Source organism: Bradyrhizobium sp. CB3481 (genome assembly GCF_029714305.1).
GTDB lineage: Bacteria > Pseudomonadota > Alphaproteobacteria > Rhizobiales > Xanthobacteraceae > Bradyrhizobium.
This window is the reverse complement of sequence record NZ_CP121647.1, coordinates 4,422,730-4,442,198: the sequence shown is the minus strand read 5'-3', so window position 1 is coordinate 4,442,198 and position 19,469 is coordinate 4,422,730. Positions and strand designations below refer to the sequence as shown.

Annotated in this window: 15 protein-coding genes; 8 read left to right on the top strand and 7 right to left on the bottom strand. The window is 62.9% G+C overall.

Annotated elements, in window-relative coordinates; translation table 11 throughout:
- Positions 1 to 16 precede the first annotated feature (16 nt).
- Positions 17 to 784, bottom strand: a complete 768-nt coding sequence (locus QA643_RS21575) for a peroxiredoxin (RefSeq protein ID WP_283027917.1) — start codon at positions 782 to 784, stop codon at positions 17 to 19.
- A 216-nt stretch (positions 785 to 1,000) separates the two neighbouring features.
- Between QA643_RS21575 and QA643_RS21570 the strand changes: the two genes are divergently transcribed.
- Entirely contained in the window at positions 1,001 to 4,663 is a 3,663-nt protein-coding gene (locus QA643_RS21570; RefSeq protein WP_283027916.1) for a DUF3971 domain-containing protein, read from the top strand.
- A 51-nt stretch (positions 4,664 to 4,714) separates the two neighbouring features.
- On the opposite strand, the gene QA643_RS21565 is transcribed toward QA643_RS21570, so the two are convergent.
- Together QA643_RS21565 and bla are read right to left on the bottom strand one after the other, a co-directional pair.
- Positions 4,715 to 5,005 carry a hypothetical protein gene (locus tag QA643_RS21565; protein WP_283027915.1) on the bottom strand — a complete coding sequence of 97 codons (291 nt, stop codon included), beginning with the start codon at positions 5,003 to 5,005 and terminating at the stop codon, positions 4,715 to 4,717.
- A gap of 133 nt (positions 5,006 to 5,138) precedes the next feature.
- The gene (gene bla, locus QA643_RS21560) at positions 5,139 to 5,954 is read right to left on the bottom strand and encodes a class A beta-lactamase (RefSeq protein WP_283027914.1); all 816 of its coding nucleotides are present in this window, start codon (positions 5,952 to 5,954) and stop codon (positions 5,139 to 5,141) included.
- A gap of 191 nt (positions 5,955 to 6,145) precedes the next feature.
- Here bla and QA643_RS21555 point away from each other — a divergent pair, with 191 nt between their 5' ends.
- Positions 6,146 to 7,048 carry a LysR family transcriptional regulator gene (locus QA643_RS21555; protein ID WP_283027913.1) on the top strand — a complete coding sequence of 301 codons (903 nt, stop codon included), beginning with the start codon at positions 6,146 to 6,148 and terminating at the stop codon, positions 7,046 to 7,048.
- 1 nt (position 7,049) lies between these two features.
- Here the strand turns inward: QA643_RS21555 and QA643_RS21550 are convergent, their stop codons facing one another.
- Together QA643_RS21550 and tyrS are read right to left on the bottom strand one after the other, a co-directional pair.
- On the bottom strand, positions 7,050 to 8,297 hold the full coding sequence (locus QA643_RS21550; protein WP_283034876.1) for an MFS transporter: 1,248 nt from the start codon (positions 8,295 to 8,297) through the stop codon (positions 7,050 to 7,052).
- Positions 8,298 to 8,368: 71 nt separating this feature from the next.
- A complete protein-coding gene (gene tyrS / locus QA643_RS21545) occupies positions 8,369 to 9,622 on the bottom strand; it encodes a tyrosine--tRNA ligase (RefSeq protein WP_283027912.1) in 1,254 nt (417 codons plus the stop codon).
- Positions 9,623 to 9,799: 177 nt separating this feature from the next.
- On the opposite strand from tyrS, the gene QA643_RS21540 reads away from it, so the two are divergent.
- The 5 genes from QA643_RS21540 to QA643_RS21520 all read left to right on the top strand — a co-directional run bounded on the left by QA643_RS21540 (position 9,800) and on the right by QA643_RS21520 (position 15,660).
- Positions 9,800 to 10,900: an anhydro-N-acetylmuramic acid kinase gene (locus QA643_RS21540; RefSeq protein WP_283027911.1), complete on the top strand. Its 1,101-nt coding sequence runs from the start codon at positions 9,800 to 9,802 to the stop codon at positions 10,898 to 10,900.
- A gap of 237 nt (positions 10,901 to 11,137) precedes the next feature.
- A complete protein-coding gene (locus tag QA643_RS21535; protein WP_283027910.1) occupies positions 11,138 to 11,815 on the top strand; it encodes a glutathione S-transferase family protein in 678 nt (225 codons plus the stop codon).
- Between the two features lie 196 nt (positions 11,816 to 12,011).
- A complete protein-coding gene (locus tag QA643_RS21530) occupies positions 12,012 to 13,082 on the top strand; it encodes a hypothetical protein (protein ID WP_283027909.1) in 1,071 nt (356 codons plus the stop codon).
- Positions 13,082 to 14,437, top strand: a complete 1,356-nt coding sequence (locus QA643_RS21525; RefSeq protein ID WP_283027908.1) for a deoxyribonuclease II family protein — start codon at positions 13,082 to 13,084, stop codon at positions 14,435 to 14,437. The genes QA643_RS21530 and QA643_RS21525 overlap by 1 nt, the downstream gene beginning before the upstream one ends.
- A gap of 197 nt (positions 14,438 to 14,634) precedes the next feature.
- Positions 14,635 to 15,660, top strand: coding sequence for a methyltransferase (locus QA643_RS21520; RefSeq protein ID WP_283027907.1), 1,026 nt, complete (start codon positions 14,635 to 14,637; stop codon positions 15,658 to 15,660).
- 85 nt (positions 15,661 to 15,745) lie between these two features.
- On the opposite strand, the gene QA643_RS21515 is transcribed toward QA643_RS21520, so the two are convergent.
- A complete protein-coding gene (locus QA643_RS21515) occupies positions 15,746 to 17,290 on the bottom strand; it encodes a winged helix-turn-helix domain-containing protein (RefSeq protein WP_283027906.1) in 1,545 nt (514 codons plus the stop codon).
- Between the two features lie 156 nt (positions 17,291 to 17,446).
- Here QA643_RS21515 and QA643_RS21510 point away from each other — a divergent pair, with 156 nt between their 5' ends.
- Positions 17,447 to 18,322, top strand: coding sequence for a cytochrome c (locus QA643_RS21510; protein ID WP_283027905.1), 876 nt, complete (start codon positions 17,447 to 17,449; stop codon positions 18,320 to 18,322).
- 303 nt (positions 18,323 to 18,625) lie between these two features.
- Here the strand turns inward: QA643_RS21510 and QA643_RS21505 are convergent, their stop codons facing one another.
- Positions 18,626 to 19,273, bottom strand: coding sequence for an alpha/beta hydrolase (locus QA643_RS21505; RefSeq protein ID WP_025589847.1), 648 nt, complete (start codon positions 19,271 to 19,273; stop codon positions 18,626 to 18,628).
- Positions 19,274 to 19,469: the final 196 nt, after the last annotated feature.

Genomic DNA, 19,469 nt, shown 5'->3' with positions numbered 1-19,469 from the left:
AAGGGAACCGGTCAAATCATAGGGCGCGGACGGCTTCCAGCACCTCGTCGGCGTGGCCATCGACCCGCACATTGCGCCAGATCCTGGCGATGCGTCCGTCGGCGCCGATCAGCACGGTCGTTCGAATAATGCCCATAAAAGTCCTGCCATACATCGATTTTTCGCCCCAGGCCCCGAAGGCCTCCAGCATTTCATGCTGCTGATCCGAGATCAGAGGAACGGACAGCTCATGCTTGTCGCGGAACGATTCCTGGGCCTTTACGGTGTCGGCGGAGATGCCGAGCACCACGGCTCCCGCATCGGCAAAGGCACGGTCGAGCCGCGTGAAGTCGATCGCCTCCCGGGTGCAGCCGGGTGTATCGGCCCGGGGGTAGAAGAACAGCACCAGTTTCTTGCCGGCATAGTCGGCCAATGACACGTTGCCGCCGCCGTCGCGCGGCAGGCTGAAGGCTGGTGCCATGGCGCCTTCGGCCAATCCAGTTCCACTAGCCTCGGCCGGGGCCGAAAGGTTGGATTTTATTAACTGTTTAGGTGTCGGCTTATGCGACGATTTGGATGATGCAGCTTTGGCCGCCGATTTGGTCACCTTGGGCGGTTTTTTGACGGTCTTCTTGGCGGCGGGTTTCACCGCCTTGGCTGCCTTGGCGGCAGGCTTTTTGGCTGATGCCGCCGCGCCAGGGTGGCTGGTCTTGCGGGCGGTCTTGGCTGCGGCTGGTTTGCGGGCGGATGCCGTGTGGCTTTTGGGGGATGGCTTGGAGGATTTCGTGCGCGTTTTCTTGGACATACGCCTTCCTTTCGTCGCTTTCCGCAGATCAACCATTGGGGTATTGCGGGTCTCGCCTTTGACCGCCGGATTCGCTCCGGCTGCCGGGCACGTTTGATGACCCCGGAGTATGGTACCAAGGAATTCGACGCTACACCCGTCCGCTCGTCGATGGGGCCGCCTAATCAGTCCTTGGGCCCGACCACGAGTAACAGTAATAATCGAGGATTGGCAGCGATGCCGGCACAGGAGCGCTCGATACGAATCGATGGGCGCGCCCTTGGCGGCGATCAACCTCAGCGCCGGCACCGAGAGGCAATGGCTAGGAATACTTCGCCAAACGGGTCGAATCCGCGTGCCGAGGCCCAGCAATGGGATGACACGGCGGGCTGGGAGCAGGAAGAGGCGGCGGGCCATCGTGCGCGGCGGCTGCTGTCGCGCTCCGATTCCAAATTGCACCGCGTCGGTGACCGCTTCTCGGCGCTGCAGCTCTGGCTGAGCGGCGAGCGCTGGGTCAAGCGCGTCGCGATCGTGATCGCCGTGCTGGTGGTGATCTTCGCCGGCTGCTTTGGCGGCCTGTGGTGGCGGCTCGGCGCCGGCCCCATCAATCTCGATGTGGCGACGCCCTGGCTGGCGGCCGCGATCGAGGAAAATATCGGCCACGGCAATACGGTTGCAGTCGGCGGCACGCAGATCGAGCGCGCCGGGCGAATCCGGATTGCGGTGCGCATCCGTGACATCGTGGTGCGCGACCGCGACCAGGTTGTCGTTGCGACGGCGCCGAAGGCCGAGGTGAAGCTGTCGGGCACGGCGCTGTTGATGGGCCGGCTGCGCGCCGAAAGCCTCAATCTTGTCGATGCCGAACTCTCGGTGCGCATTACACCGGATGGTCAGGTGACAGTGTCCACCGGCGATACGGCCAAACCCTTGGCAACCGGCGTTGCCTCCAAGCGCGATGCCGGCCTGGCGCCGACCTTCCCGCGCCAACTGCCGGCGCCCGGCGCGGCGGCGACAGCGCCGGATACGGCGCAGAGCGGGTTGCTGGCGGGCCTCGACTGGCTCGACAGCCTCAGCCTGACCGGCCTAGACGGGCAGAATCTGAACGAGATCGGCCTCAAGAACGGCAATCTCGTCGTCGACGACCAGCAGCGCGGCAACAAATGGACGTTTGACAACATCAGTCTCAGCATGCGCCGGCCGAGCGGCGGCGGTGTCGCGGTGAGCCTTGGCGAGGAGGGCGCGCGCCCGTGGTCGCTCAAGATCGTGGTCGGGCCGCCGCAGAACGGCGTGCGCTCGGTTGATCTGCGCGCCGACAAGGTGCCGGCCGCCAACATCCTGCTCGCGATGCGCGTCAAGGATCTCACCTACAGCGCGGAGCTGCCGCTCTCCGGCGAGCTGAAAGGCGAGCTGGGCCGCGACGGCGTGCCGACCTATTTGCGCGGCAAGGTCACGGCGGGTGCCGGGCACCTCATCGACAGCGATACGCCTGATTATCCGATGCCGATCGATTCGGCGGAAATGAGCGTCGAATGGGATGCCGGACGGCGTGTGCTGGTTGCGCCCTTCAAGGTCGTTTCCGGCGCGAACCGGATCACGCTGCTCGGCCATCTCGAGCCGCCGAACGGCGCCACCACCGAGTGGCAAGCCGGCCTGAGCGGCGGCACGATTCTCCTGGCCGGCACCGACAACGAACCGCCGCTGATCTTCAATCGCATCGCGATCGGGATGAAGTTCGACACCGACCGCAAGCGCGTGACGTTGACCCAGGCCGACATCAGCAACGGCGAGATCGGCATCGCCGGAACCGGCAGCATCGATTATGCGAACGAGGCGCGCCTCCAGCTCGGCTTCGCGGGCACGCCGATGTCGGCTTCGGCGCTGAAGCGGATCTGGCCGATCCTGATCGTGCCCGAAGTGCGCGAATGGGTGATCGAGCGGATCGAGAAGGGTACGCTTCAGCGTATCGAGGTCGGCGTCAATTCGCCGGTGCGCAACCTGCCGCGCAAGGGACCGCCAATTCCGGATGATGGCCTCGCCGTCAATATCGTTGCGTCGGGCGTCACGGTTCGCCCGGTCGACGGCATGCCCGCCGTCCGTGATGCGGATTTGAAAGCGCGTGTGACCGGGCGCACCGCCACGGTGACGATCGGGCAGGGCATTGCCGACACGCCCGCCGGCCGCAAGATCAACATTTCAGATTTCAGCTTCGAGGTGCCGGATATGGCACCGAAGCCGTCGCCGTCGAAGGTCAGGTTCAGGGTGGATTGTCCGGTGCCGGCAGCCGCCGAGATTCTGGCCTCCGACCGCATCAGCGATCTCTCGGGCACGCTGGTCGATCCGAACGCCAGCAAGGGGACGGTCGCCGCCACCATCACGCTCGGCATGCCGGTCAAGGGCTCGATGACCAAGGCCGATACCACCTATACGGTGATCGGCGACCTCAGCGGATTTGCCGCCGACAAGCTGGTGATGAACCAGAAACTGGAGGCCAACGCGCTGAAGGTGCTGGCCAACAATGCCGGCTACCAGGTCAAGGGCGACGTCAAGATCAACGGGCAGCCGGCTTCGCTCGACTATCGCAAGCCGAATGAAGGCGACGCCGATATCCGCTTGCAGGCGACGCTGGATGATGCCAGCCGCGCACGCCTCGGGATCGATCTCGGGTCTGCCGTGAGCGGCTCGATTCCGATCAAGGTGGTCGGCAAGATCGGCGAGAATGACAGCCGCGTCGGCATCGAGGCGGACCTGACCTCGCTGCGGCTCGACAACATCCTGCCGGGCTGGGTCAAGGTGCCCGGAAAGTCCGGCAAGGCGACGTTCAACGTCGTGAAGAAGGAGCAGTCGACGCTGTTCCAGGACATCGTGGTGGAAGGCGGCGGCGCGTCGATCAAGGGGTCGCTCGAGGTCGACCAGAACGGCGACCTGATGATGGCGAACTTCCCGGTCTATTCGCCGTCGGACGGCGACAGGACCACCTTGAAAGCCGAGCGCGGCGCTGATGGTGTTGTCAAGGTTACGATGCGCGGCGACGTCTTCGACGGCCGCGGCTTCCTCAAATCGGCAATCTCAGGCAGGGACGACCCCAAGAGCAAGTCGAGGAACATCGATCTCGACATCGACGTCAAGCTCGGTGCAGTCGCTGGCTTCAGTGGCGAGGCGCTGCGCAGCGTCGACAGCAAGTTCTCTCGCCGCAATGGTATCGTCAGAAATTTCTCGCTTTCCGGCAAGCTCGGGCGCGACGCCACGCCTGTGACGGCGGATTTGCGTCTTCGTGGGCAGGGGCAGGGCCGGGACATCATTGCGCTGCAGACCAACGACGCCGGCGCATTCTTCCGGTTCACGGACATGTACTCCAAGGTGGTTGGCGGACAGCTCGAACTCTACTTGGAGCCACCGACGGTCGAACCCAGCGCCAAGGAAGGTCTGATCAATGTGCGCAGCTTCTCCATCAGGGGTGAAGCTTCACTCGACCGTGTTGCGGCGGGCAATTCCACCGGCACTCAGAGCGGCGTCTCCTTCTCGGCACTGCGCGCCGAGTTCACCCGGCAGAACGGACAGCTATCGATCCGCGATGGTGTCGTGAAGGGACCGATGATTGGCGCGACCATTGAAGGCAGCATCGATACGGTCGCCAATCAGGTTCGCATGAGCGGCACCTTCGTTCCGATGTACGGATTGAACAACATGTTCGGCCAGATTCCGGTCGTCGGGCTGCTCCTCGGCAACGGCAACAACGAGGGTTTGATCGGCGTGACCTATGAGGTGGTGGGCACACCAAGCCAGCCAGTGCTGCGGGTCAATCCGATTTCGGCGATCTTTCCGGGCGTGACGCGGAAGATTATGGAATTCAACACCGGCAAGCAGAACAACAACCCGGCCGAGCTTCCGCCGAACAATTAGTTGGGTCCCGTGCGATCCTGACAGGGGGTGACCAGGCCGTGGCATCAGCGGTCACTGCTCCGGTCTGTTGGCGAGGCAGGGATCCAGCTGGACATGGTTGGCGTCGAGCCGTCGATAGCCGCCCTTGACGATGACCCGGTCGCCGACCGCCATGCCGTTGGACTCGTAAGTCACGCACATGATCCTGATATCCGGCGACGAGCACATTACGAGATACCACAACACGCTATCTGTCTGCACCGCCGTGAGGCTGCCGGCCACCGCGAGATCGATCCGGTAGCCGGGCTCAGGAAGGCCATCCGCCATCCGCCTGACATCGCTGCATTCGGCTGGCGTCTGCACAGGCTGTTCGGCTTCGGAAAATGCAGGCCTGCCGGCGAATGGATCGTCTGATGCGATTGATGGAGCGGGCGCCGCGAGGCACAGGCAAATGGCTGCTGCAAACGAGCCGGTCGTAGCGGGCTGCATGCCGCACCTACCCGGACAGCATCGTCGACACCGCCCGCGCGACCGACGCGATAGCGGCATTCTGCTGGGCGGATGAAACGGTGGCTCCCGTCAAATAGGCAGTGATCACGACGGGTGCCTTGTTGGGCGGCCAGACCACGGCAACGTCGTTGTTGGTACCACGGGCGCCGGTGCCGGTCTTGTCGCCGATACGCCAGTCCTTCGCAAAGCCGGCACGTAGCCGCGTGTCGCCAGTTTTGTTGGCGATCAACCACGCCGTCAGCTGATCACGCGATTGGGCCGATAGCGCCTTGGTTCCGAGAATGAGGGTTTGCAAAGTCGAGGCCATCGCATTCGGCGTCGTCGTATCGCGCGGATCATCGGGCAAGGCTTCGTTGAGCGAGGGCTCATTCCGGTCCAGGCGCGTGAGTTGATCACCGAGGCTCCGTATGAAGGTCGTCAATCCCGAAGGACCGCCAAGGGCCGCGAGCAAGAGATTAGCAGCCGTATTGTCACTCAGCGTTACCGCCGCTTCGCAGATCTCCGCGACCGTCATGCCGTCGCTCAGGTGCTTTTCAGTTACGGGTGAGTAGGTGACGAGTGCAGACGGGTCGTAGGTGATACGCCGCGTCAACTGCTCGCTGCCGGAATCCACCCGCGCCAGGATCGCCGCGGCTGCGAGGGCCTTGAACGTGCTGCACATCGGAAAGCGCTCATCGCCCCGGTGGACATGACGGGTACCCGTCGCGGAATCGAGGATGCAGACGCCGAGCCGGCCGCCGCTTTCGCGCTCCAGGCGCTTGATCTCATCGATGAACTGTTGATCGGCGATCGATGCGCGCATCGCTCTTGGCCGGATGGTCAAAGCCGTCGCTATCAATGCCGTGCCAAGTCCCAACTGGAACTGTCTTCTGCTGATCACTGTGAATCTCCTTCGTGCGGTGGTGGGAAAATGCCGACGCGCCGCAGTCTTGACAAACGATCAGTTCTGCGGGCAGGCATAAGAAAAACTAGGGTCAGATCATGCGGCGCCCGATGAAGCTTTCGCACCTTCCGCTCAATGCGCTGCGGGCCTTCGAGGCGACGGCGCGCCATCTCAGCTTCACCCGCGCTGGCCTCGAACTTCGCGTCACGCAGGCGGCGGTCAGCCAGCACGTGAAAGGCCTGGAAGACCGGCTCGGCGTGCAATTGTTTCGCCGGCTGCCCCGCGGCGTCGCGCTCACCGATGAAGGACAATTGCTGCTGCCGAGCATTGTCGAGGCGTTCGGCCGGCTCAGCGAAACGCTCAACCGTTTTGAAGACGGTCGCTACCAGGACGTCATCTCGGTCGGCGTGGTCGGCACTTTTGCTTCGGGATGGCTGCTGCCGCGGCTCGAGGCCTTCCGGAAGGCCCATCCGCGGATCGATCTACGCCTGTTCACCAACAACAACCGGATCGACATTGCTGGCGAAGGGCTCGATTACGCCATCAGGTTCGGCGACGGCCTCTGGCACGGCACCGAGGCGACGCACCTGATGGGCGCGCCTTTTTCCGCCTTCTGCGCGCCCGCGCTGGCGCGCCGGCTGAGCCGGCCGGCCGATCTCAAGCGCGAGGTGCTGCTGCGTTCCTATCGCCAGGACGAATGGCCGCGATGGTTTGCGGCGGCGGGACTGCAGAGCCCGGTGCTCAAGGGCATGGTGTTCGATTCATCCGTCACGATCGCCAGCGTGGCGGCGCGCGGTTTTGGCGTTGCGTTGTTGCCGGCGGCGCTATTTCAGGACGAGATCCGTGAGCGCCGGCTGGTGCGTCCGTTCAAGATCGAAGTCGCGCTCGGCGATTACTGGATTACGTCGCTGCATTCCCGGCAACCGTCAGCAGCGATGCTCTCCTTCAAGAACTGGTTGCTTGAAACGATCGCAGCACAGAAGGGAAGTCCGAGCGGCAAGGGCGAAACGTAAGTTACCGCCGCAGCGCCGGCACGATCAGGAACGGGATCATCCCCAGTATCACCGCCACCAGCGCGAATGCGATGACGGGGTTGTAGCTGTGGGTCCAATCGTGGATCAGGCCGCCGGCCCAGGCCCCTAGGCCGGAGCCGAGACCGCTGCCGATCGAGATCGTGCCGTAGATGGTGCCGACGCGCTCGCCGCGAAAGATCTTCATCGCGGTTGCCGTGATCAGTGGTCCGCGCGAGCCGATCATGCTGCCGAAGGTGACGACGAACGCGGCGAGCAGCCAGAAGTTCGGATGGAACTGCAGCAGCCAGAGCAGGATGATTCCAACGATCGAGATGGCGTAGCTAAGCAGCACCGATGGCCGGCGCCCGATCATCGTATCGAGCTGGGTCACGCCGAGCATGCCGAACAATAGCACGACGCCGGAAAAGCCCCAGGCGGTCGCGGCCTGCAGCGGAGGAAAGCCGGCGTCGATCAGATAGGCGACGATCTGCGCCGAGATCGCGTACATGCCGACGGCGGTGAAGAAGAAGGTCGAGAACAGCGCCCAGAAGGCGTGATGGCGCATCGCGCTGCCAAGCGTCCAGCCGCCGTCGACGAAACCGGGATCGGCTTTCCTGGCGATGTGCGGCGAGCCGGTGGCGAACAACCGCCACGGCAGCAAGAGCAGCGGCACCAACAGACATAGCGCGATGATGCCGAAAATCTGGTGGGCGCCGCGCCAGCCGACATGATCGATCAGGAGCTGCGACGCCGGCAACAGCACCAGCACGCCGGCGCCGGTCGCAGAATAGACGATCGCCATCGCGGTCGGCAGGCGCGGGCCGAACCAGCGGCCGAGCAGGATCGAATTCGGCACGTTGCCGATGAAGGCAATGCCGATGCCGACGCAAAGGCCGATGCTGAGCTGCAATTGCCACAGCGCCTGCGCGCGCGAGGCAATCAGGAACGCGCCGCCGAGCAGCAGCAGCCCGAGCGAATAGACGGTGCGGGGACCGTAGCGGTCGAACAGGCGGCCGACCACCGGTGCCATCAATCCGCCGGCCAGCCAGGTCAGCGAATAGACCGAGACGATTTCCGCGCGGTCCCAGCCGAAATTCTCCGCGACCGGTTTCAGGAAAACTGTAAAACTCTCGCCGAGGCCGCGGCCGAGCAGCGCCAGGGTAAAGCACAGCGCCAGCACGTTGAGCGCAACCCGTCCCGGCTTGAGCGGCCGGGCGAGGGCGTCTTCCTCTGGCGTCTTGTTGTCCATGGCCATGCAGGGAGCGCGTTTCCGCATCTTCCCGCAAGCATCAAAAAGCGAATGCGCCTATGCAGGTGTGATCAGGCCGGCCTCAGCAGGACGTGCTTTTTCTTCCCCATGGAAAGTTTGATGACGCCTTCCGGCGTGAGATTGGACGGCGTCAGCACCATCTTCTCGTCGGTGACGGCGACGTCGTTGACGCGCAGGCCGCCGCCCTTGATCTGGCGACGTGCCTCGCCATTCGAGGCGACGAGGCCCGCCTTGACGAAGAGCCCGACCACGCCGGCACCGGCCTCGAGCTCGCCGCGCGAAACCTCCACGGTGGGCAGGTTCTCGGCGATCGCGCCTTGCTCAAAGGTCTGGCGTGCGGTTTCGGCGGCCGTGTCGGCGGCCTCGCGGCCGTGCAGCAGCGCGGTCGCTTCCGTCGCCAGCACCTTCTTGGCCTCGTTGATCTCGCCGCCCTTAAGCGCCGCCAGCTTTGCGATCTCGCTCATCGGCAGGATCGTGAACAGCTTTAGAAACTTGATGACGTCGGCGTCCTCGACATTGCGCCAGTATTGCCAGAAATCGTAGGGCGAGAACTGGTCGGCATTGAGCCATACCGCGCCCTGCGCCGTCTTGCCCATCTTGGCGCCCGAGGCTGTCGTCAATAGCGGCGTCGTTAGCGCGAACAATTGCGGCGTGCCCATGCGGCGGCCGAGATCGACGCCATTGACGATGTTGCCCCATTGGTCGGAGCCGCCCATCTGCAGCCGGCAGCCGGAGCGCTTCGCCAGTTCGACGAAGTCGTAGGCCTGGCAGACCATGTAGTTGAACTCGATGAAGCTCATCTCCTGCTCGCGCTCGAGCCGGAGGCGCACCGAATCCATCGTCAGCATGCGGTTGACTGAGAAATGCCGGCCGATATCGCGCAGCATTTCGATCCAGTTCAATTTCGTCAGCCACTCCGCATTGTCGAGCATGATCGCATCGCTCGGGCCGTCGCCGTACCGCAGCACCTTCGCAAACACGCCGCGGATCGAGGCCTTGTTGGCCTCGATTTCCTCGACCGTGCGGATCGCACGCGTCTCGTCCTTGCCGGAGGGGTCGCCGACCATGGTGGTGCCGCCGCCCATCAGGGTGATCGGCTTGTTGCCGCTCTCCTGCAGCCAGTGCAGCATCATCATGGTGAGGTAGTTGCCGATATGCAGCGAGGGCGCCGTGCAGTCGTAGCCGACATAGGCGGTCGCCTGGCCCTTGGCCGCCAGCGCGTCCAGGCCCTCGAAGTCGGAACATTGATGGATGAAGCCGCGTTCCTGTAAAATGTTCAGGAAATCTGATTTAAATGCGGTCATTGGCGGGCTGCTCTGATCATTCTATTTTCACTGTAATTGTAACTGTCTGCGGGAACCATGGCGGAACAGGCTGCCGAAGGCCGGGCGCTGTGGCATTATAAGATGTCCGTGTTTGGCACAAGCTGATCGTCGTCGGCGGGACGGTTCGAGCAGGGCGTTGCGAAGGCACGAATTGCGATGATGTTGACGGCACTAGGTCTGATGAGCGGCACCTCGCTGGACGGGGTCGATGTCGCTTTGATCGAGACCGACGGCCGCCGGGTGAACGCGCTCGGGCCGTCCGGCTACCGGCCCTATACCGACACCGAGCGCGGCTTGCTGCGGCAGGCGCTGTATGAAGCCGCCGACCTGCCGGATCGCGCGGCGCGGCCCGGCTGCCTGCGCGAGGCCGAACAGGTGGTCACGGCGGCGCATGCCGAAGCGGTGGCCGCCTTTACTGCGCAACACCGGATGCGTTTCGACGACATCGATATCGTCGGCTTTCACGGCCAGACCGTGCTGCATCGGCCCGAGAAGAAGCTGACGGTGCAGATCGGCGACGCCAACAAGCTCGCCAAGCTGATCCACATTCCCGTCATGTACGATTTCCGCGCGGCCGACGTCGAGGCCGGCGGGCAGGGCGCGCCGTTCGTGCCGGTCTACCACCGCGCGCTCGCCCAATCGCTGGACTGGGAGGGGCCGACCGTTGTGGTCAATATCGGCGGGGTCGCCAACATCACCTATATCGACGGCGACACGCTGATCGCCTGCGACACCGGCCCGGGCAATGCGCTGCTCGACGACCACATGTTCCGCCGCCTGAACCAGCGCTTCGACACCGAGGGCCGCACGGCGGCGCTGGGCAAGGTTGATGCGGCTTGGATCAACCGCGCGCTGCAGATGCCGTTCTTCGCCCTGCCGCCGCCAAAATCGCTCGACCGCAACGATTTTGCGGGACTGAAGCTCGGCGATATGCCGCCCGAGGACGGCGCAGCGACGCTGACGGCATTTACGGTTGCCGCGATCGCCCGCGTGGTGCCGCTATTGCCGAAGGAGCCGAAGAACTGGATCGTGGCCGGCGGCGGCGCACGCAACCTGACCATGCTGCGGATGCTGAGGGAATGCCTGGCGCCGGCGACGGTCCGCGCGGCGGATACGCTGGGCTGGGCATCTGATGCCATCGAGGCGCAGGCCTTCGGATTCCTGGCGGCGCGCGGCCTGAAAGGCCTGCCGCTCAGCTACCCCGCCACAACAGGCGTGCCGTTTCCGATGACCGGCGGCATCATCGTACGGCCGTAAGGTCAGATACCCGTTGGCGGCACGCCGCGGGCTCAAGCACAAAATATCGAAAACAACCCCATGCACAGTAGGAATTGGGCCGCTATTCGCGCCGCTCGCGGCCGAAGCGCTGGGCCGGTCCGTCGCGTGGCGTGACCCGGTCTTGCCCTCCCAGTCTTGCCAACTCGGTCGCGGCCGGTTGACAGATGAATGCATCTGCATTTAAATAGATGCAGTTGCATTAATCGGAGGATGGCCATGGCCGCTACCCTGAAACTGATCAGCCACAAGCTTTGTCCCTATGTGCAGCGCGCAGTGATCGCGCTGACTGAAAAGGGCGTTCCGTTCGAGCGCATCGATATCGATCTCGCCAACAAGCCGGACTGGTTCTTGAAGATTTCGCCGCTCGGCAAGGTGCCGGTGCTGCTTGTTCAGACCGGAGAGGGCGAGGTGGCGCTGTTCGAGAGCAACGTGATCTGCGAGTACATCGAGGAGACGCAGGGGGGTGCCAAGCTGCACCCGCAGGATGCGCTGGCGCGTGCGCAAGCCCGCGCGTGGATGGAATTCGGATCGACCATCCTCAGCGAGTTGTGGGGGCTGGAAACGACAGGCGATCCGGCGATCTTCGAGAACAAGCGGCAGGCGATTTCAGCGAAATTCGCCCGCGTCGAAGCGGCGTTGGGCGCCGGGCCGTATTTCGCCGGAGAAAAGTTCAGCCTGGTGGATGCGGTGTTCGCGCCGATCTTTCGCTATTTCGACGTGTTCGATCAACTGATCGATCTTTCGGTGTTCGCCGAAACGCCGAAGGTGCGCGCCTGGCGAAAGGCGCTGGCGCAGCGGCCGAGCGTTCGCAGCGCGGTCGGCGCGGATTATCCGCAATTGCTGCATGCATTCCTGGTGCGCCACGACGCGCATATGCTGAAGCTGGCGGCGTGAAATATCGCCGGCACGGCGCTGGCTACCCTTGAGGCTGGCGCCGTGCCGATGGTCACGCTGCGGCGCGTCATGAACCAACGCCAGGCCGGCTCCCCCCGGCCGGCGGATGGACATGTCGATGATCTCTATTTATGATTGCGTAAAAACAGAAAGCCCCTAAGGGGCGAGTTGTCGTAATTGGCAGGGGGAGCTGCACATGTCAGCTGAGGAAACCAATGCGTCACCACCATCGGGCAACACAACGCCATCGGGAAACATAACGGCAGCGAGCGCCTATGCGCGCGGCCAGGTCGAGGACGCGCTGTCGCTTTGCGGTTACGCCGTCGCGGCCGGCGTGCACTCGCCGCGCGGCGAGCCGCAACTGTTTGCCGATATCGCCGTAATCCACGGCACCGCAGCCCGGCTCGGGATGTTCGAGGCGCCGGGCGAGGGTGCATCATCCGGCAGCGTCACCACACCCGAATGGGTTGGGTTCGAACAGGCCTATTACCGTCTGGCCGCTGCGCTCAGCCCGGTCACCGCCGAAACGCTGAAATCGACGCAAGGCACCTCGCCTGACACCGACGGGGCAACATGGTGGGACAGGATCTTCGGCAATTCGCCCGCCTTGCGCTTCACGCGGATGTTCTCGGGCCTGACGATCGGCATCGCCGCCTTCATCCTGATCGCGGAATGCCTCGTCTATGTCTGGGGGTTGGAAGGTGACGCCCGCATCCGCGTTTGGGACAAGAATCTTCTTAGTTCGCTGCTGCCATGGGCGTATGGCGCGCTCGGGTCCTGCGCCTATCTGCTGCGATCGGCGCATTATTTTATCTACCAGCGCAGTTTCGATCTGCGCCGCAAGCCTGAATATTACAATCGTATTCTGCTCGGTGCGATCTCGGGCGGCGCCATCATCCTGTTTGTCAACTATCTCGTCGATGACAGCGGCACCGTGGTGCACCTGAGTTCGGCGGCGCTCGGCTTCGTCGCCGGCTACAGCACCGATTTCCTGTTCAACACCATCGAGCGCGTCGTCGCTGCGATCTTTCCAAAGACCGACAGCGATCCGAGGGTACAGCCGTCACGGGGGCAAAGGGAGGTCGCCAAAAAACCCCCACCACCACGGCCACCGGCCGGTGGCGGCCCGACAGACGCGTCCGGCGGTTCGGAGCCCGCCGGAGGCAACGAAAACGAAGGGCAGGACAAGCCGCCACCCAGATCACGGCGGAGAGGCCCTCAGGCTCCGCCTGCGGAAGGTGGGGCAAACGCCGCGGGAGCCCCCTGATGCGTCAGGGCTTGCCTCCCGCGCCCGGATCGAACGCCGGGCGCCCCGCGCGCCGTCTGGTGCGGTTGCTGATTGGCAGCCTCGTGCTGTTTATCGTGGGCGGCGGGCCGGCATGGGCAGAGCCGCCGGCGCCGCTATTAAAAAAAGGCGGCGAAGCCGTCGACTGGTGGTTCGCCTTCAAGTTCAACGCCCAGCAAACTTTTGCCGGCTGTGGTCCTGACAGCGGAACGCGGACCTGCATTTTCGGCGGCACCGTTCAGGCCAAGGAACGATTTGGTCAGCAATTCGCCATCGCCAGCAGCCGTGGCAATACGCTGAATCAGGGCAAGGGCTGCATGGGCGCCACGCTCGACGATCCCGTCGGGGCCACTTTCGATCAGGTCTATAACGGCAACTTCAATTATGTGATCTGGAACGATCAATTCTACCGCGACCCCGTGCTCTCGAACTGCACGGCCAAAAGCTGCGGCGCGCCATGGGGGCATTCGAAGGGGCTGCTGGCGTGGGACAACAGCGGCGCCGGCTTCGTGATGCAGGTGTCGACGCCGTCCTGGCCGGGATCCGGCACTAACCAGATCAAGCGCAAAGCGGGCAACACGCTGGGCTGCATCAGCAGCAACAACAATCTGCTCGCCAGCCAGCATTTTTTCGCGCTCAAGCTCGACAAGGCCGATCTGCTCAAGGTGCTGGCGGCGTTGAAGACCGCCGGCGTCGTCACCGATCCGACCAAGCTGCAGATCGTCAGGAACGGGGGCCCTGACGACGTGCAGGCGCTGGTGCGCGAGCTCGGGCAGCGGCCGAAGAAGCTGAAAATGCTTCCGGACCAGCCGCTCAGGGCCGACGATTATTTCACCAAGGCCGAGCTGTCGAGCAAGGTCCTGCTGGTTGCGAAGACCTCGAACCTCACCGCTCCGCCATGGCAGATGCTGTCCGCGATACTGGATGGCACGGCAGAGCGGGCCGCAACCTGGTGGATGAAGCCGACGATCAACACCACGACGAAGTCCTCGAAAGTGAAATGCCTCGATCCCTTTGCGGCACCGAAATCCGGCGATCCGATTCTGAAAAAGGCGCTGGGTCCGGTGGCGATCGCGCTGACCGGAAACTGGGACGACAAGGAGATCAAGCTCGCCGCGCCGTCCAATCACGCCAAGATCGGCGTCTCAACTGCCGGCAGCCATCACTATGTGATCTTCGGCGATCTCAACCAGCAAGGCACGCTGTCGCCGCCGGATTGCAACAAGAGCCAGAACGGGCGCGGCGGGCTGTTCTTCGTGCTCGACAACAAGGAGCTCGCCGAGAGCGTCAGCGACCTGATCGACGGCGACACGGCGCCGACCCGAAGCCGCCCGTAGCAAGACGGCAGGGCTATTGCATTTGACCGGCACGAGGTCGTGTACTCATCAGGAAGCTCCACGAGGCATGTTTGATGCCCGCTTGTCCAAGAGCGGCGCCAGAGCCGACATTGCGAGAGGTCCGAGAAGGGGCCGCTAGCGGAAGTAGCCTGCTCCTCGATTGTCTTGTATGTTATTCATCTTTGACAGGAGTGGTTATGGCACATTTCAAGCCGGACGAACCTCCGCCGCACATTCAGTTGATCCAAATGGGTCGCGCCCATGTCGTCGCGAGAACCGTCTACGCTGCGGCTAAGTTGGGGTTAGCAGATCAACTCGCCTCCGGACCAAAGAGCGCTGCACAACTTGCCGGACTTCTGCATGTACATGCTCCTTCATTGCACAGGCTGATGCGTGCCTTGGCGAGCCTGGGCATTCTTACCGAGCGTGCGGAACAACGTTTTGCCCTAACCGCATTGGGTGAGGCGCTGAAAGCCGACGCGCCTGGCTCAGCACGAGCATCCGTGATTTTTTCCGGCAATCCGTCGTCTCAAAGTGGCTGGGACCATGTCGTCTATTCCATTGAGACGGGCCGACCAGGCTTTGAAAAGGCACAGGGCGTCCCGTTTTTCGACTACCTAGCCCATCATCCCGAGGAGGCATCGCTATTCAGCGAGATGATGGTCGGTCTACACAGCCAAGAGCCAGCAGCCGTCGCCGAGGCTTATGATTTCTCAGTGTTCGGTACCATTGCTGACGTCGGCGGTGCGACCGGCAACATGTTGGCGGCCGTCCTCTCCAGTCATGCTAGGCCGCGGGGGATCTTGTTCGATCGACCGCACGTTGTGACGGATGCACCGAACTTGCTGAAAGCAAGAGGCGTGAGCGACAGGGTGACGATCGAGCCTGGTGATTTCTTTAAGAGCGTTCCCACTGGCGCCGACGCATACATTCTTTCGCACATCATCCACGATTGGGATGAGGATCAGTGCCTGACCATCCTTGGTAATGTCCGTAATGCAATGGATGCGGACGGTCGCCTGCTCCTCGTTGAAATGGTGCTGCCGCTCGGCGACACCCCGCATCCAGGGAAAATGCTCGATATGACCATGCTCGTCAGTATGGGAGGTCAGGAGCGAACCGAAGTCGAATACGGGTCACTCTTGAGTAAGAGTGGTTTCAGACTCACGCGGGTCGTGCCGACCCGTTCGGCCGCGAGCGTCGTGGAGGCTGTGATAGCTTAGGTGCGAGCGGATATTGGCCGCGGCGTCCGCTACGAATCAAAACCGGAAGCGCTTCGCTGGGGTCGTTAGACTCGAATGCCGATCGTTATTCCGGCAATCCAGCCTGGCGCAATCCTTCTTCGTATCGTGAAACGTTCTCGGCCTTTTGATAAGGCCCCAATCCGTCTTTCATATTGGAAACAAGCAGCATCGGATTTAGCTCCCGCAACCTGGCCATTGAACGCCGCGCCTGCTCCAGGCGTCCGGCCATTGCATTGCTTGCGGCAGCGATACGTAGTGCGGGTTGAAAATCTGGACTGTCTTGCAATGCCATTGCAGCCCAACCTGCTGCCTCGTCGTAATGGCCAGCGAAGAAATGTGCATGCGCGACGCCGCTTCGCAACCCGCCCATCCGAGGATCGAGCGGATCCAAGCGCATGGCACGTGCGAAGCGCTCGATCGCCGCTTCTGACTCCCCGAGCCAGCTTTTCACCCATCCGCTGAAACGCCAAGCCTCTGCCAAATTGGAATTGAGCACAAGCGCCCGATCCACCAAGTCGGCGGCTGCGCCGAGATCGCCAACGACAAACGCCAGAGCCCACCCGCTCGCGGAGAGCGCGATCGCGTCGTCTCTACCCAGTTCGATCGCTTTCCGAGCGAGCCGCTTCACCTCGGTAATCTCGTCCGGCGTGATCGCAATCCAGCCATCGGCCTTGAAACGGGCGTAGCAAGAGGCGGCACGACCGTAGGCAGATGCAAAGTCTGGATCGAGCTCGATTGCACGGTAGAACAGGCGCAAGGCTTCTTCGTTCGCTTGCTGGCTGGCAAACTGATACACCTTGGCCATGCCGTGCAAATACAGAGCATGGGCATCCAGACTCGGCTTTAGCTTACGCCTGGCGCGTTCGATCTCCACCTTTTCGACGACGGATGCAATGGCGCTGACCACGCTCTCGGTGACTTGATCCTGCAGGTCAAATATATCGCCGAGGCTGCCATCGATCCGATTGGCCCACAGATGTGCTCCAGAGGTCGTATCGATCAGCTGTCCCGTGATCCGTACCCGGTCGGCGGCCTTGCGAACGCTTCCTTCCAGGACATAGCGCACGCCAAGCTCGCGACCGATCTGCTTCACGTCGACCGCGCGTCCCTTGTAGGTGAAGCTCGAGTTCCGCGCGATGACGAAGAGCGCTTTGAAGTGAGACAGCGCCGTGATGATGTCGTCGACCATTCCATCGGCGAAGAAGTCCTGCTCGGGATCGGCGCTCAGGTTGACAAAGGGCAGAACGGCGATCGAGGGCCTGTCGGGCAGCGTGAGGTTGCCTGCCGACGGATCGAGCTGGTCTTCTTCGCGTGACACCGGTCCCTCAAGCAAATAGCCCCGCTTGGGCAGCGTCTTGATGATCTCTTGCGCGGGATCGCCGATCGCGAGGCGAATGTCGCTGATGCAGCGGGTCAGCGACTCCTCGCTGACCGTGACGTTCGGCCAGATGGCCGCGATCAATTCATCCTTGGTGACCGTCTGTCCGGGACGCTCGGCGAGATAGCGCAGCACTTCAAAGCTCTTCGGCCGCAGTCTGATCTGACCTGTGGGGCCAAACAGGCCAAACCGCTGCATATCAAGCGTCAAAGCGCTGAAAATCAGTTTCATTTCCTCGAGCTTACCGGATTTGTGCGTTGAAGGCAGCGGGAAGTTTCAGAAGAATTTCATGTCTCTTTCAGGATACGGATCGCCGGTCTGTGGTCTGCTGGCATTCAAGCGAGAATTCGGCCGGCTGACGGTCGACTGGTTGCAAGGAGCAAGACGGTGGTGCTGCGGTTTCGGAACATTCCAGGCGCCGCCCAGCTCATCGCCGTGCTCGCCGCTTGGTGCGCATTTGCCACCGGCGCTGTCGCCGAGACGCTGGTCGAGCGCGGCAGCTACTTGGTCAATGCTGTCATGGTCTGCGATGGCTGCCATACGCCGCGCGGGCCGGCGGGCCTGGACATGGAGCGGCATCTCGCGGGCGGGGCGATTATGTGGGACACGCCGGCCTATACGGTGTGGGGCTCCAACATCACGCCGGATCGCGATACGGGCATCGGCGCGTGGAGCACGGAGGACATCAAGCGGCTCTTGACCACCGGCGTGCGGCCGAACGGTGTGTCTGTCGCACCACAAATGCCGTACGGGTTCTACAAGATCCTGACGCCGGAGGACGCCGCGGCGATCGCGGCCTATCTTAAGAGTATCAAGCCAGTGACCCATGAGATGCCGCTGCCGGTCTACAAGGCTGCGGCGTATCCGGTGCCGCTGCCGGGTGCCGAGCGGTCGATCGGCGACACCGTCCCGCAAGACCCGATCCAACGCGGCTTCTATCTCGCCAGCCTGGCGCATTGTATGGAATGTCATTCGCGCAAACCTGACGGCGTGCAGGATTTCAAGAATTGGTGGGGCAAGGGCGGTCACGAGATGAAGGGCCCGTTCGGCTCCGTCATCGTTCCCAACATCTCCTCGCACAAGGAGAAGGGCGTCGGCGCATGGTCCGACGCCGAACTCAAGCGCGTGCTGACCGAGGGGATCGGCCGCGACGGCCGCGTGCTCAAGCAGCCGATGGCGCGGCAGCGCTATTTCAGCAGGATGACCGAGCAGGACCTCGACGCCATCGTTGCCTGGGTGCGCACCATTCCACCGATCGAATAGATCGTGGTCCGCTTTTGGATACCGAACGCAGCAGACAGGCCAATAAGGCTAACCTTCGAGGGAATGTCCGGCCCCAGGAGACGTCGAGAGTGCCGAATGTCGCAGCTGGATCAAAAGCCGGCGTTAAACGTCGCGGTGAGCAATGTCCGGTCTACCCCGACGTGCCGACGTGCAGACGACCAATGCGACCTTCGGCCCAGGCCCAAAGACGGGCATTCGCTGCTCACGCGCGCGTGCTTACGTTTCTACGTCGTCATGGCCGGGCATAGAGCCGTTTGAGGGACGACGGGGCGCCGCTCGCTTTTAGCGCACGTTCGCGAGGCGCATGTCGAGATAGCCCGTCACCGTCTCCATCAGCGGCTCCAGCTTGCCGTCGAAGAAATGGTTGGCGCCGGGGATGATCTGCTGATCGATCACGATGCCCTTCTGCGTCTTGAGCTTCTCGACCAGCGTGTTGACATCTTTCGGCGGCACCACCGCGTCCTTCTCGCCATGCACGATCAGGCCCGAGGACGGGCAGGGCGCGAGGAAGGAGAAGTCGTAGAGATTGGCGGGCGGCGCGATCGAGATGAAGCCTTCGACCTCGGGGCGGCGCATCAGGAGCTGCATGCCGATCCAGGCGCCGAACGAGAAGCCCGCAACCCAGCAGGCGCGCGCTTCGGGATTGATGGTCTGCGCCCAGTCGAGCGCGGACGCGGCATCCGACAGTTCGCCGGTGCCGTGGTCAAACGAGCCCTGGCTGCGGCCGACGCCGCGGAAATTGAAGCGCAGCACCGAGAAGCCGCGATGCGCAAACGCGTAGTAGCACTGGTAGACGATCTGGTGATTCATCGTGCCGTGAAACTGCGGATGCGGATGCAGGATCATCGCGATCGGCGCGTTCTTCTGCTTGGCCGGATGATAACGGCCTTCGAGACGGCCTGCGGGGCCGGTGAAAATTACTTCAGGCATTTTTATCCCTGGGCAGCGGACGTGATCCGGGGGAGAGAATGTCATCTGGCGTCGCTGGGCGATGCGCGAACGACGCTTCTGTGAACTGGTGCGGCCTTCTAGCATGAGGCGAGGGGCAAAAAGCAAGCATCTTGAACATCTCAAAGGCAGTTCAAGGCGTTAGCCTGCGATTGTAGAAGACGGCGTAATCCCCAAT